Raw genomic sequence first — 22,348 nt, 5'->3', positions numbered from 1 at the left:
CTGCGGGCATGTTGAAAATACGCATCATCCCCTGCCTTGATGTCGCCGAAGGGCGCACCGTCAAAGGTGTGAATTTCGTTGATCTGATTGATGCAGGTGATCCTGTTGAACAGGCCAAGGCCTATGACGCCGCAGGCGCCGACGAGCTGTGTTTTCTGGATATCAAAGCCACCCACGAAAACCGCGGCACGCTTTATGATCTGGCGCAACGCACGGCAGAACACTGCTTTATGCCGCTGACCGTGGGCGGCGGTGTGCGCACCCATGAGGATGTGCGCAAACTGCTGCTGGCGGGGGCCGATAAGGTCAGCTTTAATTCAGCGGCCGTTGCGAACCCCGATGTGGTGGCCGAGGCCGCGAACCGTTTTGGCAGCCAGTGCATTGTCGTGGCGATTGACGCTAAAACAGTCAGCCCTGGCAAATGGGAGATTTTCACCCACGGCGGGCGCAAAGCGACAGGCATTGATGCGGTGGAATTTGCAAAGACCGTTGTGGCCAAAGGTGCTGGTGAAATCCTGCTGACCTCAATGGATCGCGATGGTACCAAACAGGGGTTCAATCTGCCCCTGACCCGCGCGATCAGCGACGCCGTGGCCGTCCCTGTTATCGCCTCTGGTGGCGTTGGCACGTTGGATCACCTGGTTGAAGGCGTGACCGAAGGCGGCGCATCGGCTGTGCTGGCGGCATCCATTTTCCATTTTGGCACCTACACAATCGCCGAGGCCAAAGCGCATATGCAGGCCGCAGGCATACCGATGAGGATGACATGAGCATCACCGATCTTGCCGCCACAATTGCCGCGCGCCAAGGCGCTGACCCAAGCGAGAGCTGGACTGCCAAGCTGCTTGCAAACAAGGACAAGGCTGCCGAAAAATTTGGGGAAGAAGCTGTTGAGGCCATTATCGAAGCAACCAAAGGCGATGCTGCACGGCTGACAAGCGAGGCGGCGGATGTGATCTATCACCTGCTTGTCATGTGTGCGGCCAACAACGTGTCACTTGCCGATATTGAAGCCGAGCTGGCCCGCCGCACACACCAGTCCGGTGTTGCCGAAAAGGCCAGCCGATGATCCGTCATATCGCGTTTTTCTCGGCCATTGATCCCAAAGATCTGGACGCCATCGAAGACGGGCTGTGGGTTCTCAAAGACAACCCCCATGCCTTGCAATTTGCGGTTCACCGCAATCTCAAACTGGATGAAATCCCCGGTCCCCACCCTGATTTCATTGTAATGGCTGACATTGCCGATGAAACCGAACTGGCGGCCTACAAAGCCCACCCGCTTTACGCCGAATCCATTCGCCGTGTGCGCCCTTTGCGCGATATTCGCGTGGCCGCCGATATTGTGATCGATGTCTAAGGCAGCTTTGACGATATAACGCCCGTCGCAAAACCGCCCATCCGCAATTCGCCGCGCAAGCGTTGGTATTCGATCTTGGGACAGCGATTTTCAACCACTGTGATCCCATGCGCACGGGCTTTTTCAGCCGCTTGTCCATGCTCAACCCCGATCTGCATCCAGATCACCTTGAGATCGGGAAAGGCACTGATTGCGGCATCCACAATGTCAGGCACAAATTCGGGACGGCGAAAGATATCAACCATGTCCACCTTGCACAAAATGTCGTTTAGCGATCCCACACAGGTTTGACCGAACAGCGTTTTTCCCACCTCGCGCGGGTTCACGGGGATAACGGTATACCCTTTGAGCGCCAGATACCGCGCCACATAGTAACTTGGCCGTACAGGATTGGCCGACACGCCCACAACAGCGATCGTTTTGACGGTGTCAAATATCTGGTTAAAGGCTGCATCCGAATAATCCATGCCCGCAGCAAGAAGAAAAAAGCGCCCCCAGTCAACAGGCAGATGCCAGCGAACCAAGGGCGCAAGTCGCGGAACGAGGGACAGTGAAATGAAACGCAGCAGTTCCGGTGCTGCATCTCTTAAAAGAACATAGGCAAGACGTTCTCTGGTTAAAGAGAATGTAGCAACTTCGTGAACAAGCCGTTAACCCACCGTTCGCTGCTGCGCCTTATCCACATCTTTTTCTAGGCGGATAGAACAGATGGCCAATTCGCATCGCCTTTTTTGACGTTGCCGGGAATATCGCGGCTCCAGATGCCGCGCACCGCGCGGTTGAAATTCAGATACAGCTTGCCATCGTGCACGGTCCACGCGTTGGGGCTGGTTGTCGCGGTATAGCCTTTGGATACGGCATAGGCACAATACCCACCGTATTGCGGCGCAAATTTCGCGGGTTCGGCCAAAAACATGGCTTTGTTGCCTTCACTTGCAAACCGGAAGGTCGCGCCGTCATGGGATGCTGTGATCTGCGCCGATCCTTGGACTGGCATGCTTTGGGTGAAATAGGCCACGGGATCATAGCCGTTAATCGCCACACCGTCGGTGGCAAAGACAGCGGGCTCGGCCGCCATGGCCACCCCTGTGGTCAGGGTCGGGAGAAGCGGTGCTGCGATGGCAGCACCAAGAAGTGCGCGTCGTGTAAACATTGGTCAGGGTCCTTAAAGTGTTGCGTTGGGCCTAATATGCCCCCGAGCCCTGCCCCGTGAAACCCCACACACGCGCTTGTCAAAAGCGTTACAGCTAGTCGAAAATCTCATCCACCACATCTTCAACGGCGTCTTCAATCCTGTCCCATGCCTTTGATAAAAAGCGTTTGAACGTCGATTTCCGCCGCTTGCCCTTTTTCGCTTTGGGCTTTTTGACGTAGCGATCAGGGTCGGTGCGAACAGGGTTCGGACGGATCAATTCCCGTTTTTGTCCCAAATCCGCCTTGGGCAGCATTTTCAGATCATGCAACGGCGCGCCGCAGTTCGAACATGACAGTTCGTGACGGTCTTGGCCTTTCAGGACAAGCGCCGCACGGGTGCCGCAATAACAGCAAGTGGCAATTTTCTGGGCTGGCATAGGCGCTTTCCTTTATGCAGGTCTACTTGCATATAGGGCAACCGCCGCTGCATTTGAGACGTTGAGCGATCCAAAGGCACCCGCAAAGTCGATTTTGACAAGTTGGTCACAGGTTTCTTTTGTCTTGTCACGCAGCCCGGGACCTTCTGCGCCGAAAACAAGCGCAACAGGCCGGTCCCGAATATCAGGCATCACAGCGTCAATGCTTTGGTCTGCCGCCCCATCAAGTCCAAGCACAACAAACCCCATGTTTTGCAGATGCATGATTGTGTCGGCCAGGTTGCGCACCCGAAGATAGGGCTGGCGTTCCAGCGCACCACTGGCGGTTTTGGCAAGCGCACCCGTTTCAGGCGCCGAACCGCGCTGCGTTCCAATCACTGCGCTTGCGCCAAAAACCTCGGCCGAGCGCAGGATCGCACCTACATTATGCGGATCCGTCACGCGGTCCAGCAGCACCAGACGTGGGGTGCCTTCGCCCGTCAGAACCACCTCGTCAAATGCGCCCCAATCCAGCGGCTTCACCTCAAGTGCGGCACCTTGGTGCACAGATTGCGGGTCTAGGGGGGCGGCAAATTTGCGCGGATCACAAATCTCGGGTGTGCCTTCGAAATGACCGACCGCATCGCCTAGACGGTCTGCGGCATTGCGGGTCAACACCAGCCGTTGTTTGACGCGCCGCGGATTCAAAAGTGCATCGCGCACCGCATGCAGGCCGAACAGCCAAACCGTTTCATTGGCGGCGGCGCGTTTGTCTTGCTCTTTTTTGACAACCCACTTTGGCTTTTTCATCGTGATATCTCCGCTTTGCGTGACCCCTATCGGCTTGGCGTGTAAAAAACCAGTCGGGTTCTTTTGAGCAAAAAGAATGAAATTGTGCCATTGGCCCCATAATCCCTCTTTTCGATATTGACGCACCGCGCAACGGGGGGTATCCCGCCCGCCAGTGGGCGACAGGCCGCAAGGTGTGGCAGGGGACTGTAACTCCCTCGCGGAGACGCACGCCTGGTTCGATTCCAGGGTCGCCCACCATCCTTCCTATCATACTGTTTTTTGGCTGTTCTGTGCTATTGAGCACTTTACGCCGCCCATACTCGATAAAAACAGACGTGATTTCGATACAATGACTGATGAAGTGAAGGTTCCCTACCTCAAGATCGAACATTTATGAGAAACACAACCAACCCTAAAGAAACCGCCTAACCCGCCCCATGTAAGCAAGGTAGTCGTCACCATACTGGCTGACCAACCACTTCTCTTCCGAGAATGGGGCCGCGATCAGCACGGTAATTGCTGCACTGCCAACGAGCATGGCACTTGGCGAGGCACAAAGGATGAGCCAGCCCACTACGATCATGATGTCCGACACGTATTGCGGGTTTCGGGAATAGCGATACAGCCCCTGTGTCCGCAGTGAGCCTGGTGCGCCTCCCGTCTGGTCGATGCCGAACTTTGACACCTCAAGCCACACCCCCAGATTGCCCATTACGATCAACGGAACACCAAGCAGAAACCTCACAGCAAAAGGAATGCCAATGGTGCCCCATTCAAGAACGCCCAGGGCGATGATGATGCCGAAGAGGCTGAAAGTTGGAATCCATATGATGAACGGGGTTGCAGCGGTATAGCGTTGAGGAGGCCAGAGGCTTCGTCCTGGCTTGGCGACCGACCAGCCGATGGCAACCAATGTCGTAAACGCGATCAATAGCCCTAACGCGGTCAGCAACGGTATCATCGTGCTTCACCATGGACGTGTGGCTCTGCGCCTTGTCGTTCCTGAAGCGCCTGACGCACGATCTGGTAGGCGGAGGACAAAAACAGTGTTGCCATGATTGCCGCCACAATGAGGTCTGGCCACCCTGTCGATGTTCCCCAAACGCCCAATGCCGCAAACATAACCGCGACGTTCCCGATGGCATCGTTACGTGAGCAGAGCCAAACGGACCTGACATTGGCATCACCGTCCTTGTAGCTGACCAGCAAGAGGACACTTATCAGGTTCGTAGCCAGCGCCAACGCACCCACGACGCCCATGATCTCTGCCTCTGGCACACCAACATAAAACACTCGGTAGAGGGTTGACCCGAAGACCCATAATCCCATCAGCAGCAGACTGACGCCTTTGGCCAGTGCAGCAGTCGTTCGCACCCTTATAGAGGCCCCGATCACAGCCAGCGAGATTCCATAGGTTAATGCATCGCCCAGGAAGTCCAATGCATCCGCTTGTAGGGCCTGAGATTTGGCATAGTGGCCTGCGGTCATCTCGACGATGAACATCGCGGCGTTCAACGCGATGACAATCCAAAGGCGTCGTTTGTAATCAGCAGATACACCCTCGAACTTGGCGTCGTGTCCACAGCATCCAGTCATTACAATGCCTCCTTTTGATCTGGGTGGCAAAGGGTGGCATCTGTGAATGAAGTCTCTGGTATGTCTGGAACGATCCCTTGGCGGATGCGCCTGACGCGGGCATTCATCCAGTGCCTGACGAAGCTGCGATATAATACGCCCTTCAGACCACGCAGTTGCCGATGCACAGCATAGAATGCATCGGGTGACGGGAAGGTCCCAAAGTCCTGATTGATTCCAGTCTTCTGTATGAAGGTGTCCCCGCCTGTCCATTCGGTGGCGTCGGCATGGAGCGCCTCCGTGCCGACGCCATATGCGCAGAGGCTTTGGCTATCAGGGTATGCGGCCTTTAACGCAGACAGGACAGGAGCATCCAGAATGAACCCCTCCAGGGTCAACCACTCATCCTCAACATAGGCTTCGACCCATGAATGCAGGATGTCGTTTGGTGCAAGTGGATAGACAAGCTCTGGGACGATTCCGCGTTGTAATGACTTATGGATCGTGAACCCGTGGAATTGGCATTTGATGTCCAATGCGCGAAACAATGCCATCAACAACGTCGTCTTGGTGTTGCACTGACCGTAGCCATCCAGAAGGACCGCTGACGCTGGCAGGTTATCATCGCGGTTATACCCGAACGTGATTTCATCTTTGACGAATTGATATGCGGCTTGTGCTCGGTCACCAGGTGCCAAGTCTCTCCAGCCGCGTTGGGCTATCAGGGCTTGGATATGGGCATCGGAGTAATCGAGGAGTGCGGTCTCTTTAAGCAGTGGATCACGGGACATACGAATCACCTTTTCTCTGTGTCCCATCCTATCTACAACCTCTAGTCACTAGAGGTTCAAGAGGTTATTCTCATGTATTCAATCGGGCAACTTTCAAAGGCGACTGGCGTCAAGGTTCCGACAATCCGCTACTATGAACAGGTGGGGGTATTGGCGTCGGCAGGGCGAACCGATGGCAATCAACGCCGCTACGACCAGGACGGGGTTGAACGACTTGGCTTTATCAAACATGCCCGTGACCTCGGCTTCTCCATAGAAGCGATCACCGCCCTCATAGACCTTCAACAGCACCCTGATCGGTCTTGTGCGGACGCCAGTGCAATCGCCAAACATCAACTGGCCGATGTCCAAGAAAAGCTACGGAGGCTGTCAGCCCTGGAGGCGGAACTGATCCGTATTTCTGACGGATGTGATGGAGACGGGGTGTCCGGACAGTGCTATGTTTTGGCATCACTAGCCGACCATAAGCACTGCCGCACAGATCACTGAAATTGTCTATTCGCTGAAATCCGTGATGAACAATCCAATCAGTGCGGCGACCGACCTGTTGCAATCATGAAGTGATGTTGCTGGTGATGGGCTCCAATAGTCATCAACCCAAAGAAGCCCAGACCCAAAACCTGATCCAACTCTTGCTCCGATTGGACCTGCACTGTCATTGATGCCCCATCGTCCTCGGGCGTTGCCGACACAGACCACCCTGCCGACTGCGCTAACATCGGGCTGTGAGCTAAGACCATGCGTTGGATCGACCCTGCAACCTCTGCTTCACCAGTGACTATGAAGGTCACGGTTGAGCCATCTTCAATCACTTCTACCGATGCCATGGAGGTTACGTTATCCATATCGACCAGATGATCACGCAAGGCTGCGATATCCACACTGGACCAATCCGTGTCAGGATCGTGACGCAACATGGTCACGATCTCGGCTATCGCTGCGAATTGCGCTTGGCCTGTCTCGGCAGGCGCAGTGGACTGATGCGAATGTTGTGCGATGGCGCTGGTCGCGACCAAGATGAGTGACACTGTGACGAGAATTGGTTTCATGAGATACGCCTTTTTCTAGATCAGGCTACCCCTAGCGCATACTATCACATGTGATTTGAATCATATGTCGAATGATCCGTTTTCCTATCTGCCTGCGAGGGCCCGCTGCATCCAACGGATGATCAAGGGTGATGTGCTCTTTCGTCAGAACGAACCCGCTTCAGGTATATACCGCGTTGTTTCTGGCTGTGTGACGCTGCAACGAACGGGGCCAGACGGAAACGTGATGACCCTCCACAGGGCTATCGCGGGCGGATTGTTCGCCGAAGCGTCTGTCTTTTCGGCGGTGTATCACTGCGATGCGCTTTGCAGTGAAAGTGGCAGCGTCATCAAAATCGCCAAGAGTGATATCTTTGCCGCTATGAAGCCCACTCCAGATTTCTCTGAAGGGTTCACCAGGTTACTGGCCATACAAGTTCAACACTATCGGGCGCATATTGAACTGCTGGCCATTGCATCGGCCAAGGATCGGGTCATGGCGGCTGTGCAAGCTGGATATTTCGATGCAACGGTGACGGAGTTGGCGACCCGCATAACCCTCACCCATGAGGCTTGTTACCGCGCCCTCAGGGCCTTGTGTGATGATGGACGTAGGTCCGAACAGGGCGTGGTCAGTATGCCCTGTCACAGCCACCAGATGAGCCATAAGCCGACACCAACGACGACTTCGTAAATCACACAGGCAGGTACATACCATTTCGGCATCTTCACATTGAACAGTGGGGTGTGATGTAGGAAATCTCAGCCAGCATGGGCAATATAACCCAATGGCAAAAGCAATGGGGCCGTGATCAACGCCCAAGTCGCGAAGGCTGCAAAGAGACAAGCCACGGTCGCCTCGACCACTATGTGTGACATCCGCCCATCATTCGCTGCAAAGCCAATATAGACCCCAACTATGGTGGCCAAAAGAATAGCTGCGACGACATGTGAAACGTCCTGTAGCAGGAAGATGTGCATGGCAAGTGAGCCGAGGCCGATGATGCTGCACACAGGGATCGTGTGTCTGGCCAGGATGTGCTGGTGGGTGTCAGGTAACTGGTTCACGAATAGTCCCACCGAAGTTACTTATGGCACACACATGATCCCGCACCTGATGTCCAAACAGACACCGATGGGCTGGTCCAATTTAGTAAAATTGCAGCGCCTGACATCAGTGCTCTGGGTTGCGACTGGCCTGGACCTCACGTTCGCGGTCGGTCCATGTTGATCTGATGTAGGCGAGGATATCCCATATCTCGTCGTCCGTCAGGGTGTCTTCAAATCCAGGCATACCGCTGTTGAAGTCCGCAATCCCCATGGCCTCCAATGTGACCTCGCCACCATACTTTGTGTAGTCGAACAGCAGTTGGTCATCGTGATGCCAAGTGTGGCCTGAGCCATCATGTGGCGGCGCTGGCAGCACACCGTCGGGCCCTGCGGTTCGCCAATCGGGCTGGCCCTCGAGGTTTGCACCATGACAGGCAGCACACTGATCCGCATATAGAGTCCTGCCCGCATCGATGTCGCGATGATCCCAGTTGTGATCCGAAATCGCAGGCGACGCCGTAATCAGCAAAAAGGGAAGAAAACGTCTCATGCGACCGTCACCCAGGTGCGCATTCCACCAACTGCATGGCTAAGCATGTGACAATGCAACAACCAGCGTCCAGGATTGTCGAAGACGCAGATGATATCGCGGCTCTCACCCGCATTCACGAGTGTCGTGTCACGTATGTCACCCAATGCGCCACTGCCATCTACCTCAAAGAAATGGTGACCGTGTAAGTGAATGCCGTGCGGGAAGGACGTATCGTTGACCATCGTAATCCGCACTGTTTCACCGCGCTGGAAGGACCCAAATGGGTCGGGCTGCAAATCCGAAACGTTGTTGAATGCCCAGATGTTATCACCCCCGTGGCGGCCACCCATGGCCCCGCCCATCATTGTCAGCGTCAGATGTTGAGTTGGCTCACTTGGGGCTGGCAGATCAGGCTGTGACAACGCAGGAATGGGGCTTGCGACCCGATCCGCATTTGTGCCGACGACTGCAAGGTCCGCCAATCGATACGGGCCTTGGCGGGTCATCATGTTAAAGCCAACTGGACCGCTCACGTCTACGATCAGGTCAGCCCGCTGTGCTGGCGCGAGAACGATCTCTTCCATAGATCGCGGCTGCGCCAAGGCCATCCCGTCCAAGGCCACGATTGATCCATTCACGCCGCTGATGGCGATAGGGAAGATGCGGTTCGTGGCCCCATTGATAAGCCGCAACCTAACGCGATCATTCGCTTTCACCTCATTTTGGGATAGGAATGCGCGGGCAAAGTTGCCCATATAGCCACCATGGGCGACGCTATGCATGTCCGTGAACTCGTCCGACAAAGCACCATCTTCTTGCAGTCGCCAGTCTGACATAAGCACCGTGATGTCGCGATCTACATCGGGCGGCAGGTCATCCTCGACGATTAACGGCCCCATCATGCCCCGTGCGACCTGTTCATGTGAAATGTAGTGCGAGTGATACCAGTAAGTGCCAGCGTCGGGCGGAACAAAACTGTAGGTTTTGGTATCCGCAGGATTGATCAAATCTTGGGTTAACATGGGAACCCCATCCATCTGGTTTTCTAATCTGATGCCGTGCCAATGTACCGCCGTGCCTTCTTTAAGACCGTTTTCAACCTCGATACTCACCCGTTCACCGCGCCTCACCCGCAGTTCAGGGCCCGGCATGGACCCGTTGAACCCAAGCATGGATGTTGCTCCGTCTCCTTGGGGAAGGATTTGCTGCGTCACGGCCTCAGCTTTTAGTCGCAACGTATTCTGTGCGGCGAATGAAGGTATCGGCAAAAGTGCAGTAGCCGATGCAGTGGCCAAGAAGTGTCGTCTGTTCATATGAAGCCTCATGATGGCAAAGTCAGGTTGGTCGTGAGAACGGCAGTCACAGCCAGCACGGCTAGGATGATCGCCCATTCCACGGTTATAGAATTGGAAAGATGCCTTGCGGCTGTGGCATCCCCTTGGCGTAAAGCGGGTATGAACTTCAGCTTGTTCGCGACGGCCAAACCCAAAAGGGCTGTGACCGAACCTACAAGTTGGTAACCCATGTAGACGCCAAGGAGGATCAGAACTGGCACAGTGACGCCGGCCACGACACCAAACCGATGTCCCACTTGAGCCGCATATCTATGATCACGAGAGTGCAGCCCCAAGCGTTTCAGCGGGGTCAGCACCCGGTTCCAGAGCGCCACTGCCAATAGGTGCACAGTCAGTGCAGCACTGAGGAGAACGTCCTCACGTGCAGACACATGCCCGACTTGGTTGAGGGACCACAGCGCCATGAGCCCGCCCAAAACAGACGCCCAGAACCCGATGCGTTCCATGAACAGTCCAACTACAATCAGCCCAATTCCCACGAGGCGTAGTAGGAAGGCGGTTCCAACAGGTGTGCTCCACAGCAGTCCCAACATGTCGCGGTCGATCATCCCGCTGATGTCACCCGTAAGGTTGGCCCCGCGCAACGAAAAATCGAGTGTGGCTGCGGCCAGCCCCAAGGCCGCGAAGCCGATTGCAAGGCCACGTGTTCGATCTAGCTGAACCAGGATAGTCGCGAATATTGTGCCAGCAGCGGTCAGCGAACCAAGGTAGAGCGCGAATTTGACTATGGCTGCCGCCAGTCCAAAAGCATCAGGCAAGGCTACTTTACTACAAAACTGAAGGTCCCATTCATGGCATGACCGTCATCACCAAGACCACGCCATTCAATCACGTATTCGCCAGGGCCCATGTCATGCATCGGTAACGTGAACTCCTGGGTAAAAGCGGTCTGCTCACCCAAATCCATGTCCATGCTGTGCGTGTCTGCGTGGATAATCGACACCCGTGCCAAACGGATGTCACCCTTGAAATCCAGCAGAACCTCCGTCGGCATCTGTGTGACCACAGCTTCGTTCGCAGGCGTCGTGCTGTCCAAGGGAGAGTGCGCCAGTGCACTTGTGGCCCAGGACGCGACCAATCCAGCAAGGAGTATACTTTTCATCATTCGTTCAAATCTCTTTCTTGTAAAACTGTGGGTTAGTTGATCCCGTTGGCTTGTTGCAATTCGCGGATGTAGGCGACGATCATAGCGACATCACCGCGTGTCAGCCCCTCAACAGCGGGCATGTTGCCAAACGGCCAGTGATGACCCCGAACCCCCATTGCAACTGCCCGCTGAAAGGCTTCATCACCATGGTGGCTCGGCTCATAGATGATATGCACCAAAGGTGGAGCAACGCCATCTTGACCGACCGCATTGACCCCGTGGCAGGCTGCACACTTGGCCTCATAGGCGGTTTGCCCAATTTGGGCGTTGGCCGAGAGTTCCGCTGGCATGGCAATTTCAACCAGCGCACCACCTTGCCCATCAGCAGATGCAAGGTCATTGGTCGGGTCGCTCTGTTCCGACACCAACACAAAGACCGCGACCGCGACGACCCCCGCCAATCCAACCAAAACCATCCGATCCATCACTGCCTCCTCACATCGTTTTTGTCGGTGTAATCCTTCCAGCAGATGGAGGGTCAACACGGTTTTGCATCACAGCTTCGAGAGCATCCAGATGGCCATCACGATCATCATCAGATTCTCTGTCAGGGATACGAACCCTAATGGCACGTTGCTGTCACCGCCGACGCAGGCACATTTGAGTTCACGTTTGTCGATGTAGACCGCCTTGAACACACTCACCGCACCGATTCCCGCAACGAAAAGCGCCGCAGGTGCCGACAACCACGTCAGAACACCAGCCATCATCAGCAGGCCCGCCCCTGTCTCAACGAAGGGGTAGACGTAGCCATACCGCACCCACCGCTGCGCCCGCAGGTCATAGTTCAAGAACATCGTTGAAAACTTCTCGACATCCTGAAGCTTTTGCAGACCCAGCAGGACCATAGAAATCGCGATGAACCACTCGACCGTGCGCCCTGTGAACACCGTGCCATAGACCAGCCAGGTCAGCGCGATAGCCATCAACGCACCGACCGAGAACAATGCGATCACAGGTTGGTATGTCGTGCCATCTGCATTGGGGTCAGCCTTGCCGAAATACACCTCAAGATCGTCGTAGCCGCCAATCCGTTCATCGCCGACGAAGGTCTGGGGAGTTGTCTGCACCCCATGCTCCTCTTTGAATGCGTCCGTCTGCTCCCTCGTGGTTAGGTGGATGTCATCAACGGTGTAATCCTGCCGTTCCAGCAGGTCCTTGGACTTCAATCCGTATGGGCACGTGTGATTATCCATCACCATTCGGTAAAGGGTGGCGGTTTTTGTATTGGTATCTTTGGGCATAGCGGTCTCCGTTGTCGGTATTACTGTTGTTCAAGGTCAGCGATCAGGGCTGTCATCTCGTCGATCTCACGGCGCTGTGCTTCGATGATCGAAGTCGCCAGTTCCTGCACACGAGGGTCGGAAATTTCCGCCCGCTCACTGGTGAGGATTGCAATGGAATGGTGCGGGATCATCGCCTTCATCCAGCTTACGTCCTGCACGGTTTCCTGTGATCGAACGAGCCAGAGGGCCACCGCGAACACCAACGCTGACCCTGCGTAGATCACAACGTTGACGGTTGTGTTGCGATACATCCCCAACATGAATGTCAACATCACAACGGCCATCACAGCACCCATCACAAACGTCATGTAAAAGCGGGTTTCACGAAAGAATACGTGTCCTAGTGCGTATGTGTTCAGATACATCAGACCGAACATGATTGCGGTTGAGGTGCCCACCATCGCGAAGAAGCGTCCGTAGAATGAGGTGTGTGTATTGGTCTGCATTTTGGGTCTCCATCTAATTGTTCATGAGGAAAACAACCTTCCAGCGCAGGAGGGTTCCAAAAAAATGGACCGTCGCTACCCAAATTCTCATCTCTTGCATCTGACTTAATCTTTCCAGTAACTAGAAGGCCAAGGAGTTTGCATATGAATATTTCAGCCGCATCAAAGGCCGCAGGCTTGCCCGTCAAGACCGTCCGTTACTACGCCGACATCGGGTTGGTCGAAGCACCCTCTCGCACAGAGGTAGGCTACCGAAGTTACGATGACGCTGCCGTTCGCAAATTGGCCTTTGTCCGCCGTTCACGGGCTTTCGGCTTCACAATCGAGGAATGCCGTGAATTGCTGGACCTCTACCAGGACCAGGACCGAAACAGTGCAGAGGTAAAGAAGATCGCGTCGGCAAGGCTAGAGCAGATCGAAGAGAAACAGCGTGAGCTTCAGTCACTGCATGACGAACTGGCCCACCTGGTGAAATCATGCCGAGGCGACCACCGCCCCGATTGCCCGATCATCGACTATCTTGGGTAACGGACAGAGCAATCCAAGGTAATTCTGCACACCGGTAAGATCTGACTGCGTATCACGAACAACTCAAACAACTGATAAATATACATTATTCTCTTACAACAGTTTGCATCAGTCTGGATTCCAGGGTCGCCCACCACTTCACCATGATTGCTATTTTCGCAGCAAAGTTCGCCGGACTAGGTGATCCGTTTTCGTAACAACCACACAAAGAACAGGCCACCGATCAGCCCTGTGACAATCCCGATGGGCATATCATCGGGTGCCATGATGGTGCGGGCAATAATGTCCGCCCAGACCAGAAAAATCGCGCCGCAGAGCGCAGACATAGGGATCAGTCGGCGGTAATCGCCCCCAATCAGCAAACGCACGATATGCGGGATCATCAGGCCCACAAAGCCGATGATGCCCGAAAAGGCGACCATCACCCCCGTGATCAAGGCGCCGATGACGAACACGGTCAGACGGAACCGCGCCACTGGAATACCAAGCGTTGTTGCGGTTTCATCGCCGACGGTCATGGCGTTCAGCATGCCCGATTGAAACCAAAGGTATGCGCCACAAAACACCAGTACAGTTGCGGGGTAAATGAGCTGATCCCATTGTGCTAACCCAAGCCCGCCAAGCATCCAGAACACAACCGTATGCGTGGCGCGCGGATCGCCCAGAAAGATCAGGACATTCGCGGCAGACATAACGATGAACGACACCGCCACCCCCGCCAGAACCAAACGATCTGCGCTGCTGGCAGACGCAAACTGCGACACAGCCAAGACGATCAGAGTCGCGCCGAGCGACCCCAGAAACGCCATCAAGGGCACTGTCAAAAGCCCGATAAAAAGCCCTGTGTGCAACAAAGCAAGAATGGCACCAAACGCGCCACCGGCCGAAATCCCAAGCAGATGAGGGTCGGCCAGTGGGTTACGTGTGACCGCTTGCAGACTTGCACCCACCATGGCCAGCCCTGCCCCTACAAGCGCGGCTAAAATCGCACGGGGCAGACGAATGTCCCAAACGATCGCTTCGCGCCCTGCTGACCAATCAGGCGCGATGGCGTTTGGCGCGGCCTTATTGATCAACACACCCCAAACAGTCTCCATCGGGATATGGATCGCCCCCACACTCACCGCAAATGACATGGACAAAACCAGCCCAACCAAGCCAAGGCTGGCCGTGCGCCAAACGTTTGGTCCTGTCTTTTGCGAAGGTGTCATCCCCCGCCCTTACCTGTCACGCAAAGCAGCGGCGAGCGTTTTTACCGCTTTGATATTGCGCGGACCGGGTGTGGCCTCAACATATTCAAGCACAACAAACCTGTCGTTTTTCACTGCGTCGATCTGGGAAAAAGCGGGATTGTTCATCATGAATGCCCGCTTTTGATCGGCTGTGACCTCCCCGTAGTTCACGATCACGATGACCTCCGGGTTGCGCTCGACCACAGCTTCCCATCCGACGGTGGCCCAACTTTTTTCAAAATCATTCATGATGTTTGTCCCGCCCGCCGCTTCGATCAACGCGTTGGGCATCGCATATCGTCCTGCGGTAAAAGGCACATCTTCGCCGCTGTCATAGACGAAAACACGCGGCGCGGTTTGCAAGGCAGGCTGTTGCGCCAAAAACTCAGACAGCTCGGCCTTGTAGCCATCGATCAGGCGTTCGGCACGCGCGGACACATCAAAAATGGCCCCCAGATTGCGCAGATCGTTATACATATCCTCCATCGATGCCGCAGCCTTTTGGCCGATATGGATACAGCTTTCTGTCAGCTCATAGACCTTGATCCCAAAGGGCGCCAGCGTTTCGGGCGTGACCTCCCCCCCCACTTTCATACCGTAATTCCACCCCGCAAAGAAGAAATCGGCGTCCGCACCGATCAGCACCTCTTTGGACGGGTATTTGGCCGACAGTTCGGGCAGTTGTTCCACGCCCATCGTCATATCTTCGTCCAGCGTTTTCCACCCCGAAATGCCTGTGTAGCCAACCATCCGGTCCGCAAGCCCCAGAACCAGCATCATTTCGGTCAGGTTCACATCATTTGAAACGGCTGATTGGGGCGGGCGTTCAAAAGTCACCTCACGGTCGCAGCTTTGTACCGTGGTTTGGGCAAATGCAGGGCCTGCCATGGCAAGAAAAGAAAGCGTGAAAGCGACGTGTTTCATAGGCGTTGGTCTCGATCCGTTGGAAGATTGAAGGAAAAATGGGATGTGCCACTTGGCGCAAGATGTTCGCGTTGTGCATCGACGCGGAATGTTTTTGACACCAAAGCATCGGTCAATACGGTGTGGGGCGGGCCAAAGCCTTGCGGGTGGCCACCGTCCAGCACCAAGACATCATCGCAGATGCCACTGGCCACATTAAGATCATGAAGCGAGACAACGATTGTCACATCCAGATCGCGGATCAGAGAGATGACCTCAAGCTGATGGCGCACGTCAAGGTGGTTGGTCGGTTCGTCCAACACAAGGATTTTCGGCTCTTGCGCCAAGGCGCGCGCGATCATCACCCGCTGTTTTTCACCGCCCGACAGGGTCGCAAAATCGCGCGCTGCCAGATCTTGCAGGTCCAACTTGCGCAGCACGTCGTCAACAATGCCTTGCCCTGCCCCGCGGGTATTGCCCAAGCCCGCGCGATAAGGCGTTCGGCCCAAGCGGACAATCTCGCGCACAGACAAGCCAAAGGCAGAGGCCTGTTCTTGCAAAACAGCCGCGATCTGGCAGGCAACGGCCCGTGCGGGCATATCCCAGATATCCACGCCATCCACACGGATGGATCCAGATGTCGGTTTTTGGAACCGGTACAGCAAACGAAGCAACGTCGACTTACCCGCACCGTTTGGTCCCACAACGCCCAAAACATGTCCTGCTTCGACCTGAAAAGACGTTGGATGCAAAATCACGTCCTCCGACGTTTTGGCAGCCCAACTTGCGCCTTGGACAGAGAGCGCCGCGGCGGTCATGACGCTTTGACCTTTTTCGATTGGGCGTCAAACAGCAGGGTTGGAATGCGCGCAATCGTCGACGTCCGCAATTTGCCCGGACGATCGACAGAGGCGCACCAGCCATCATCCATAGCCGCGTAATCACCGGCAAAGCGCACCATATCTGGGATGTCTGTCTCGGGGTCCAGATCACCAAACAAATAACTGGCCTTACCCGTCGCATGATAAGCCACTGCACAAGGCCGGTCACAGCCCGCCATGCAGGCAACGGCAGACACCTCAAAAGACTGCACGGCAGGGTCGCCATGCGCACGCAAAGCACTGCGCAACGTGTCGATCAATGCATGACCCGGTCCAATCTGTGTGCCTTTGTGCTTGCACGAGGTGCAAACCGCAATTCGGTGCTTGGTATCGGTGTCCATATCGCCCTCCGCGATACGGGCGGGGCGAAAAGTCAGACATGATGCAGACACAAGGGGCGTGCCTGTCCATCATGGCCTTCCTTCCAGACCCCCCGTCTGGCTAAAGTTAAAACAACGGCAGTTTCATGCCGCGAGATGGCAGGTCTCCTGACTTGCGGATCAAAGTTTGCCCGAACCTTCCCAAACCCGATCGGGTCCAGTGGTATCTATCGGGGTCACTCACCGCTCACAGTTGCGGGGGCAGCTACGGATTTGGCGCGAAGTGGCTCTTCCTCACCGTATTCCCTTTTCATCCCAAACGCATATTCGGCGTGTGGGAACCATCGCAGTTTGTGTGATTGAAAAGGCCGAAGGGGTCAAGTTCGAAGCCGCGGTGCAGATTGTGCATATTGTCCCATGACATTCGCGTGTCAGCGCGTATAACGTAAGGCGCAGCAGCTCGAAAGATCAGGCAAATGGCGCAGGGCAACACAGGCACTACAAACTTCAATATTATGATCGTCGGGCAAAACGGCCGCTTGATGTATGAGGCTGTTTTGTTTGCGGCCTCTTTACGCGCCAATTCACCCGACTGGTCGGGACAACTGTTTGTGGCCGAGCCGCAAAACGGGCCGCTGTGGAACGGCGACCCGCGCATCCCTGACGGTCCCGTGCGCCAAGCTTTGATCGAGCTTGGTGCCCAGATCGTGCCCTTTGAGACCAAACACTTCGGTCAAGCCTACCCATACGGAAACAAGATCGAAGGCCTAAGCGTGCTGCCAGACGGCGAACCCTTTGTCTTTTTTGATACCGATACGTTGGTCACAGGTGATCTGACGCGCGTACCGTTTGATTTTGACGTTCCATCCGCCAGCACGCGTGTCAGTGGGACATGGCCAAAAGAGGAATTGTATTGGCCGGGCTATGCCGCCACATGGAAGTCGCTTTATGACAAGTTCGGGCTGGACTATGAAAGCAGCCTCGATCTGGGACAACCAGAGGAATACTGGAAACGCCACCTCTATTTTAACGCAGGCTTTTTTTACTACAAATGCCCAAAGCAATTCGGCGCACGGTTCTTGGAATATGCGCTTGCGATACGCGATGACCGCCCAGAAGAACTGGTCTTGCAAGAATTAAACCCATGGCTTGACCAAGTTGCATTGCCCCTTGTCATCCATTCGTTTGGCGGCAGGCGCGATGCACTTCCACAAGGCCTTTTGGACGGCGAAATCACCTGTCACTACCGCCTTCTGCCGCTGCTCTATGCGCGCGAAAGCGATGCGGTGGTTGAGGTGCTTGAACGCGTGAGCGAACCAAACAAGATCAAAAAGATCCTCAAACAGTATGATCCGATGAAACGGATGATCTATCAAAAACGCGGCCACAAAGCGCGTGCCCTTTTTGATCAAAACGATTTGCCACGCCGCGAACAAGCCATCCGCAACGCGCTCAAACGCGAAGGGTATTGGATGCGATGAGCGGGCAGCCCGACGCCCCCCGCCTTATCGGGTTCAGCCGAACCTTCGATCTGGCGGCTTTGTTCCTTCTGGTTCTGATTTTCGGCATTGCCACATGGAAAATGGCGGCCTTCTTCCACGATGATGCGTTGATTTCCTTGCGATATGCCCGAAACCTGGCCCTGCACGGCGAATTGGCCTGGAATTTGGGCGAGATGACGGAAGGCTACACCAACCTTTTGCATGTTTTGTTGTCCGCCGCGCTGATCCGTTTCGGGCTGGACCCCATGCTTGCGGCCCAAGTCATCAACTGGATCGCTTTTGCGGTCCTCCTCCCGCTGGCGTGGGCCCTGACAGACGGGTTTCACTTGCGCATGGGCGCACGGATGGCGGCGATGTCATCTGTCGTCTCGGTGCCTGTCATCTGTTGGATTTTCGGCGGGCTAGAGGCCGTGTTGGTGGCCGTTTTTACCGCCGCCGCATATCTTTGCGCCAAACAGATATTGATGGGCCGCGATGCTTTGTGGCTGTCATTTCTGGCATCTGCATTTTTCGCCCTTGGGTATCTGACACGCCCCGACACGCTGATTGCAAATCTGGGCCTGGGGTTTGCAATTCTTGCCTTCGCGCCCGTCTCCCCTGCACGCCGCATCGCCCATTTCGTTGCGATAGGCACGGTATCGGCCTTGGTGTTGATCACCCATGTCATCATCCGCTTGCAAGTCTACGGCGAGCTTTTGCCTTTGACGTTTTACGCGAAAGTCGGTGTGAATACCGCCGAACGGCTTAGCAGCGGGATCACCTATCTTGGCATGTGCCTTGTGGTGCTGCCTGCGCTCTGGCTTTTGGCGATCGGTCTTTTGAACCGCTCGGGGGTGGGCGATCAAAACGCGCGGCGCATCTTCAAGGCGTGCTTGACTGTGGCCGCCTTGGTCCTTGTCTATGTGCTTTGGTCGGGCGGTGATCACATGCCCAACGCGCGGTTTCTGGTGCCTCTGACACCCCTTCTTGTCATGTCAACGGCAGCGGTCCTTGCACAGCTGGCCCCCAACATGCGCGTGGGGTTTGCTGCGGCCCTTTTGATCATTGGCGTGGTTGTTTCGGCCATCCGTCCCGCCGAATACGTCGACCCCGCTGCGGCCCTTGGGGCCATCATGGGCGATCATTTGAACACCACCGAACCTGCCCCAAAACTGATTGCGGTCGCCACAGCAGGCGCCACCCCGTATTTTGCAACGCACCACACCTATATCGACACTCTTGGGCTAAATGACCCGCATATCGCCAAGTCAGATGCCGTCGGTGCCATGAGCGAGGCAATGGCCATCCCCGGCCATGCCAAGGGCGATGCGGCTTATGTATTGTCGCGCGAACCCGACATTATCATCTTCGGCACGGCCACGGGCCTGCCAAGTGAGCTGCCGATCTTCCGCATGGATTATCAACTGAACGAATTGCCAGAATTTGAGGCCTGCTATGCCCTTGAATGGCATGACCGCCCACGCGAGGCACATGCAGGCATGTGGTCCCCTGTGATCGAAAAGCGCCCGATCAAGCTGTTTCTATATCACCGGACCTGCCCGAAAACCTAAGTGGCAAAAACACCGTCCATCTGCGCATACCCCTTCACCTCGATGGGGTTTCCACTGGGGTCGCGGAAAAACATCGTCCATTGCTCCCCGGGCTCGCCCTTAAACCGCACCTGCGGTGACAAGATGAAATCTGTCTGATGCTCTTCCAATCGTCCGGCAAGCGCCGTCCAATCCTCTAAAGGCAACACCAACCCGAAATGCGGCATCGGCACCAGATGCGCACCGACCTTTCCGGTGGCTTGGGTTTTCATAACAGGTCCCAGATGAAAGCTCAGCTGATGCCCGAACATATCAAAATCAACCCAAGTTTCGGTGCTGCGCCCTTCGGTGCACCCCAAAACGCCGCCGTAAAACGCACGGGTCTCATCAAGATCATGAACATTTATCGCCAGATGAAACGGATGTGGCATCGGGTCCTCCACTTGAGCCTAACAGGGTTCTGCCATAAGCGTTGCTCCAACGTAAAGGAGAGACCACGATGACCGATCAAAATGGCCCAACCTATGGCTTTGACACGTTGCAAATTCACGCAGGTGCCCGCCCCGACCCTGCAACAGGTGCGCGCAATACACCGATTTACCAAAGCACCGCTTATGTGTTCCGCGATGCAGACCATGCAGCGGCATTGTTCAACCTGCAAGAAGTCGGCTACATCTATTCGCGACTGACCAATCCCACCGTGGCCGTGTTGCAAGAACGCATCGCGACACTGGAAGGCGGCGCAGGTGCGGTATGCTGTTCATCGGGGCACGCGGCCCAGATCATGGCGCTGTTCCCGCTGATGACGCCGGGCAAGAACGTCGTTGTCTCCACGCGGCTTTACGGCGGCACGGTCACCCAGTTCAGCCAGACGATCAAACGCTTCGGCTGGTCGGCCAAATTCGTGGACTTCGACGATCCGAAGGCCGTGGCAGACGCCATCGACGACGACACCCGCGCGGTGTTCTGCGAAGCCGTGGCCAACCCAGGTGGCCACATCACTGATCTTGATGCCATTTCGGCTGTGTCTGACGCCGCGGGCATCCCGCTGATCGTCGATAACACCACCGCCACCCCCTACCTGTGTCGCCCGATTGAACACGGCGCAACACTGGTCGTTCACTCGACCACGAAATACCTGACCGGCAACGGCTCGGTCACGGGGGGGTGCGTTGTGGACAGCGGTAAGTTCGATTGGGCCGCCAACGACAAATTCCCGTCGCTGTCGCAACCCGAACCCGCCTATCACGGCCTGAAGTTTGCAGAAACCTTTGGCCCGCTTGCCTTTACCTTCCACGGCATCGCCATCGGCCTGCGTGATCTGGGCATGACCATGAACCCACAAGCCGCGCATTACACGTTGATGGGCATCGAAACGCTTTCGCTGCGCATGGACCGTCATGTTGAAAACGCGGTCAAAGTGGCCAACTGGCTGGAGAACGATCCGCGTATCGACTACGTGACCTATGCGGGCCTCAAGTCCTCGCCCTACAACCATTTGGTGGAAAAGATCTGCCCACGCGGTGCGTCATCCTTGTTCACCTTTGCTGTCAAAGGCGGCTATGAGGCATGTGTGAAGCTCGTTGATAATCTTGAGATTTTCAGCCACGTCGCCAACCTCGGCGATGCACGGTCGCTGATCATCCATTCGGCCAGCACCACCCACCGCCAACTGACGGCCGAACAACAAAAAGCAGCAGGCGCCGCCCCCGAGGTCGTGCGCGTCTCCATCGGTCTGGAAGACGCCGATGACATCATCGCCGATCTGGATCAGGCTCTGGCCAAAGCCACTGCATAATTCAGTCCACAATCTCATAGGTCAGGCGAACCCGCGCGGTTTGGCTGACCTGCCCTTCGGCAACTGGCACCGCACTGCGGGCCGCCTCCATCTGCACCATCATTGGCGCCGCTTGGCCGCCACCTTCCGCCAAATTGGTTAATGCCCCAAGGGTCACGCCCGCCGCCTGCGCGTAAAGCTCGGCCTTTGCACGGGCATCGGCGACCGCCAATTTGCGCGCGTCATCTGTTGCAGCGCGCGGCTCTGCCAATGAAAATTGGAGCCCCCAAAACTGGTTGAGCCCGTCGCGCGCGACCGCATCGAGGATCGCGCCTAGATTATCCAGATCACGCACAGTGACAGACAGCCGGTTGCCCGTCTGATATCCAATGATTGTCGGGGCATTCTCGCGCGTTTGCTGTCGGTCAAAAATGGGCGAAAGCGAAAGATCGCTTGTTTGCATGTCCACGCGGGCCACGTCCAATGACGCCAAACTGTCCATCGCGGCCTGCATCTTGGCAGATGCCTGTGCAAGCGCGGCTTCTGCCGTGGGCGCCTGTGTGGTCACCCCAAGCTGGATCACGGCCATATCGGGCACTGCTTGGACAACGCCGACGCCTTCGATTGTCATGAACCGCTGATCGCTTTGCGCCCAAACACCGTTCGCAAGGATAACAAAAATGAAACTAAACGCGCATAGCATCCGCATATGGACCACTCCTTTTTGACACTTTCTACAGGTTATGACGCAAACCGCCGCCCATT

31 protein-coding genes, 1 tRNA gene and 1 riboswitch are annotated in these 22,348 nt (G+C 55.7%); of the genes, 10 read left to right on the top strand and 22 right to left on the bottom strand.

The window, feature by feature from the left end; all coding sequences use genetic code 11:
- The first annotated feature begins 8 nt into the window (after positions 1–8).
- The 3 genes from hisF to L1065_RS10675 are packed head-to-tail and all read left to right on the top strand — an operon-like array spanning position 9 to position 1,359.
- Positions 9–770, top strand: coding sequence for an imidazole glycerol phosphate synthase subunit HisF (gene hisF, locus L1065_RS10685; protein ID WP_237095461.1), 762 nt, complete (start codon positions 9–11; stop codon positions 768–770).
- On the top strand, positions 767–1,069 hold the full coding sequence (locus tag L1065_RS10680) for a phosphoribosyl-ATP diphosphatase (protein WP_237095460.1): 303 nt from the start codon (positions 767–769) through the stop codon (positions 1,067–1,069). The genes hisF and L1065_RS10680 overlap by 4 nt, the downstream gene beginning before the upstream one ends.
- A complete protein-coding gene (locus tag L1065_RS10675; RefSeq protein WP_237095459.1) occupies positions 1,066–1,359 on the top strand; it encodes a Dabb family protein in 294 nt (97 codons plus the stop codon). Before L1065_RS10680 ends, L1065_RS10675 begins: the two co-directional genes overlap by 4 nt.
- Here the strand turns inward: L1065_RS10675 and L1065_RS10670 are convergent.
- The 4 genes from L1065_RS10670 to rlmB form a co-directional block, all read right to left on the bottom strand.
- Entirely contained in the window at positions 1,356–1,826 is a 471-nt protein-coding gene (locus L1065_RS10670; protein WP_237095458.1) for a CoA-binding protein, read from the bottom strand. The two genes, L1065_RS10675 and L1065_RS10670, sit on opposite strands and share 4 nt — an antisense overlap.
- A 224-nt stretch (positions 1,827–2,050) precedes the next feature.
- Positions 2,051–2,512 (bottom strand): YHS domain-containing (seleno)protein, encoded by a 462-nt coding sequence (locus L1065_RS10665; protein WP_237095457.1) that lies wholly within the window; start codon positions 2,510–2,512, stop codon positions 2,051–2,053.
- A gap of 94 nt (positions 2,513–2,606) precedes the next feature.
- Positions 2,607–2,930 (bottom strand): hypothetical protein, encoded by a 324-nt coding sequence (locus tag L1065_RS10660; protein ID WP_237095456.1) that lies wholly within the window; start codon positions 2,928–2,930, stop codon positions 2,607–2,609.
- A gap of 12 nt (positions 2,931–2,942) precedes the next feature.
- Complete coding sequence (gene rlmB / locus L1065_RS10655; RefSeq protein ID WP_237095455.1) at positions 2,943–3,719, bottom strand: 23S rRNA (guanosine(2251)-2'-O)-methyltransferase RlmB; 777 nt, start codon at positions 3,717–3,719, stop codon at positions 2,943–2,945.
- Between the two features lie 156 nt (positions 3,720–3,875).
- Between rlmB and L1065_RS10650 the strand changes: the two genes are divergently transcribed.
- Positions 3,876–3,959 (top strand) — tRNA-Tyr (locus L1065_RS10650).
- A gap of 154 nt (positions 3,960–4,113) precedes the next feature.
- Here L1065_RS10650 and L1065_RS10645 read toward each other — a convergent pair.
- From L1065_RS10645 to L1065_RS10635, 3 genes are read right to left on the bottom strand one after another with little or no spacing between them, the layout of a single operon-like run.
- On the bottom strand, positions 4,114–4,662 hold the full coding sequence (locus tag L1065_RS10645; protein ID WP_237095454.1) for an isoprenylcysteine carboxylmethyltransferase family protein: 549 nt from the start codon (positions 4,660–4,662) through the stop codon (positions 4,114–4,116).
- Positions 4,659–5,297 (bottom strand): cation transporter, encoded by a 639-nt coding sequence (locus L1065_RS10640; RefSeq protein ID WP_237095453.1) that lies wholly within the window; start codon positions 5,295–5,297, stop codon positions 4,659–4,661. The genes L1065_RS10645 and L1065_RS10640 overlap by 4 nt, the downstream gene beginning before the upstream one ends.
- Entirely contained in the window at positions 5,297–6,067 is a 771-nt protein-coding gene (locus L1065_RS10635) for a transglutaminase family protein (protein ID WP_237095452.1), read from the bottom strand. Before L1065_RS10635 ends, L1065_RS10640 begins: the two co-directional genes overlap by 1 nt.
- Before the next feature lie 72 nt (positions 6,068–6,139).
- Here L1065_RS10635 and L1065_RS10630 point away from each other — a divergent pair, with 72 nt between their 5' ends.
- A complete protein-coding gene (locus tag L1065_RS10630; protein WP_237095451.1) occupies positions 6,140–6,556 on the top strand; it encodes a helix-turn-helix domain-containing protein in 417 nt (138 codons plus the stop codon).
- A 38-nt stretch (positions 6,557–6,594) separates the two neighbouring features.
- Here L1065_RS10630 and L1065_RS10625 read toward each other — a convergent pair whose 3' ends face one another.
- Complete coding sequence (locus tag L1065_RS10625; protein WP_237095450.1) at positions 6,595–7,116, bottom strand: hypothetical protein; 522 nt, start codon at positions 7,114–7,116, stop codon at positions 6,595–6,597.
- Positions 7,117–7,234: 118 nt separating this feature from the next.
- Between L1065_RS10625 and L1065_RS10620 the strand changes: the two genes are divergently transcribed.
- On the top strand, positions 7,235–7,789 hold the full coding sequence (locus L1065_RS10620) for a Crp/Fnr family transcriptional regulator (RefSeq protein WP_237095449.1): 555 nt from the start codon (positions 7,235–7,237) through the stop codon (positions 7,787–7,789).
- A gap of 68 nt (positions 7,790–7,857) precedes the next feature.
- Here the strand turns inward: L1065_RS10620 and L1065_RS10615 are convergent, their stop codons facing one another.
- The 8 genes from L1065_RS10615 to L1065_RS10580 all read right to left on the bottom strand — a co-directional run bounded on the left by L1065_RS10615 (position 7,858) and on the right by L1065_RS10580 (position 12,911).
- A complete protein-coding gene (locus L1065_RS10615) occupies positions 7,858–8,163 on the bottom strand; it encodes a hypothetical protein (RefSeq protein WP_237095448.1) in 306 nt (101 codons plus the stop codon).
- Positions 8,164–8,269: 106 nt separating this feature from the next.
- Positions 8,270–8,695: a c-type cytochrome gene (locus tag L1065_RS10610; RefSeq protein WP_237095447.1), complete on the bottom strand. Its 426-nt coding sequence runs from the start codon at positions 8,693–8,695 to the stop codon at positions 8,270–8,272.
- Positions 8,692–9,990, bottom strand: a complete 1,299-nt coding sequence (locus L1065_RS10605; RefSeq protein WP_237095446.1) for a multicopper oxidase family protein — start codon at positions 9,988–9,990, stop codon at positions 8,692–8,694. The genes L1065_RS10610 and L1065_RS10605 overlap by 4 nt, the downstream gene beginning before the upstream one ends.
- 8 nt (positions 9,991–9,998) lie before the next feature.
- Positions 9,999–10,790, bottom strand: a complete 792-nt coding sequence (locus L1065_RS10600; protein WP_237095445.1) for a copper resistance D family protein — start codon at positions 10,788–10,790, stop codon at positions 9,999–10,001.
- Positions 10,791–10,792: 2 nt separating this feature from the next.
- A complete protein-coding gene (locus tag L1065_RS10595) occupies positions 10,793–11,134 on the bottom strand; it encodes a copper resistance CopC family protein (RefSeq protein ID WP_237095444.1) in 342 nt (113 codons plus the stop codon).
- 35 nt (positions 11,135–11,169) lie between these two features.
- A complete protein-coding gene (locus L1065_RS10590) occupies positions 11,170–11,604 on the bottom strand; it encodes a cytochrome c (protein ID WP_370641174.1) in 435 nt (144 codons plus the stop codon).
- Positions 11,605–11,673: 69 nt separating this feature from the next.
- On the bottom strand, positions 11,674–12,423 hold the full coding sequence (locus L1065_RS10585) for a glutaredoxin (RefSeq protein ID WP_237095443.1): 750 nt from the start codon (positions 12,421–12,423) through the stop codon (positions 11,674–11,676).
- 20 nt (positions 12,424–12,443) lie between these two features.
- Entirely contained in the window at positions 12,444–12,911 is a 468-nt protein-coding gene (locus tag L1065_RS10580; protein WP_237095442.1) for a DUF305 domain-containing protein, read from the bottom strand.
- A gap of 144 nt (positions 12,912–13,055) precedes the next feature.
- Between L1065_RS10580 and cueR the strand changes: the two genes are divergently transcribed.
- Complete coding sequence (gene cueR, locus L1065_RS10575) at positions 13,056–13,439, top strand: Cu(I)-responsive transcriptional regulator (protein ID WP_237095441.1); 384 nt, start codon at positions 13,056–13,058, stop codon at positions 13,437–13,439.
- 176 nt (positions 13,440–13,615) lie between these two features.
- Here the strand turns inward: cueR and L1065_RS10570 are convergent, their stop codons facing one another.
- The 4 genes from L1065_RS10570 to L1065_RS10555 are packed head-to-tail and all read right to left on the bottom strand — an operon-like array spanning position 13,616 to position 16,796.
- A complete protein-coding gene (locus L1065_RS10570; RefSeq protein WP_237095440.1) occupies positions 13,616–14,650 on the bottom strand; it encodes an iron ABC transporter permease in 1,035 nt (344 codons plus the stop codon).
- 9 nt (positions 14,651–14,659) lie between these two features.
- Positions 14,660–15,595 (bottom strand): ABC transporter substrate-binding protein, encoded by a 936-nt coding sequence (locus tag L1065_RS10565; RefSeq protein ID WP_237095439.1) that lies wholly within the window; start codon positions 15,593–15,595, stop codon positions 14,660–14,662.
- Entirely contained in the window at positions 15,592–16,392 is an 801-nt protein-coding gene (locus L1065_RS10560) for an ABC transporter ATP-binding protein (RefSeq protein ID WP_237095438.1), read from the bottom strand. The genes L1065_RS10565 and L1065_RS10560 overlap by 4 nt, the downstream gene beginning before the upstream one ends.
- Positions 16,389–16,796 carry a DUF1636 domain-containing protein gene (locus L1065_RS10555; RefSeq protein ID WP_237095437.1) on the bottom strand — a complete coding sequence of 136 codons (408 nt, stop codon included), beginning with the start codon at positions 16,794–16,796 and terminating at the stop codon, positions 16,389–16,391. The genes L1065_RS10560 and L1065_RS10555 overlap by 4 nt, the downstream gene beginning before the upstream one ends.
- Positions 16,797–16,915: 119 nt before the next feature.
- Positions 16,916–17,136: riboswitch (cobalamin riboswitch) on the bottom strand.
- Positions 17,137–17,251: 115 nt separating this feature from the next.
- Here L1065_RS10555 and L1065_RS10550 point away from each other — a divergent pair.
- Positions 17,252–18,256, top strand: coding sequence for a hypothetical protein (locus tag L1065_RS10550; protein WP_237095436.1), 1,005 nt, complete (start codon positions 17,252–17,254; stop codon positions 18,254–18,256).
- A complete protein-coding gene (locus L1065_RS10545; protein ID WP_237095435.1) occupies positions 18,253–19,827 on the top strand; it encodes a hypothetical protein in 1,575 nt (524 codons plus the stop codon). Before L1065_RS10550 ends, L1065_RS10545 begins: the two co-directional genes overlap by 4 nt.
- Here L1065_RS10545 and L1065_RS10540 read toward each other — a convergent pair.
- On the bottom strand, positions 19,824–20,237 hold the full coding sequence (locus tag L1065_RS10540; RefSeq protein WP_237095434.1) for a VOC family protein: 414 nt from the start codon (positions 20,235–20,237) through the stop codon (positions 19,824–19,826). The two genes, L1065_RS10545 and L1065_RS10540, sit on opposite strands and share 4 nt — an antisense overlap.
- A gap of 68 nt (positions 20,238–20,305) precedes the next feature.
- Between L1065_RS10540 and L1065_RS10535 the strand changes: the two genes are divergently transcribed.
- Positions 20,306–21,604 (top strand): O-acetylhomoserine aminocarboxypropyltransferase/cysteine synthase family protein, encoded by a 1,299-nt coding sequence (locus L1065_RS10535; RefSeq protein WP_237095433.1) that lies wholly within the window; start codon positions 20,306–20,308, stop codon positions 21,602–21,604.
- A 1-nt stretch (position 21,605) separates the two neighbouring features.
- Here the strand turns inward: L1065_RS10535 and L1065_RS10530 are convergent, their stop codons facing one another.
- Entirely contained in the window at positions 21,606–22,292 is a 687-nt protein-coding gene (locus L1065_RS10530; RefSeq protein WP_237095432.1) for an SIMPL domain-containing protein, read from the bottom strand.
- Between the last annotated feature and the right edge of the window lie 56 nt (positions 22,293–22,348).

The sequence above is a fragment of the Nereida sp. MMG025 genome (assembly GCF_021654165.1).
In the GTDB taxonomy this organism is placed as follows: domain Bacteria; phylum Pseudomonadota; class Alphaproteobacteria; order Rhodobacterales; family Rhodobacteraceae; genus Nereida.
Note: the sequence above shows the minus strand (reverse complement) of the source record. Positions and strands in the feature narration are given on the sequence as shown.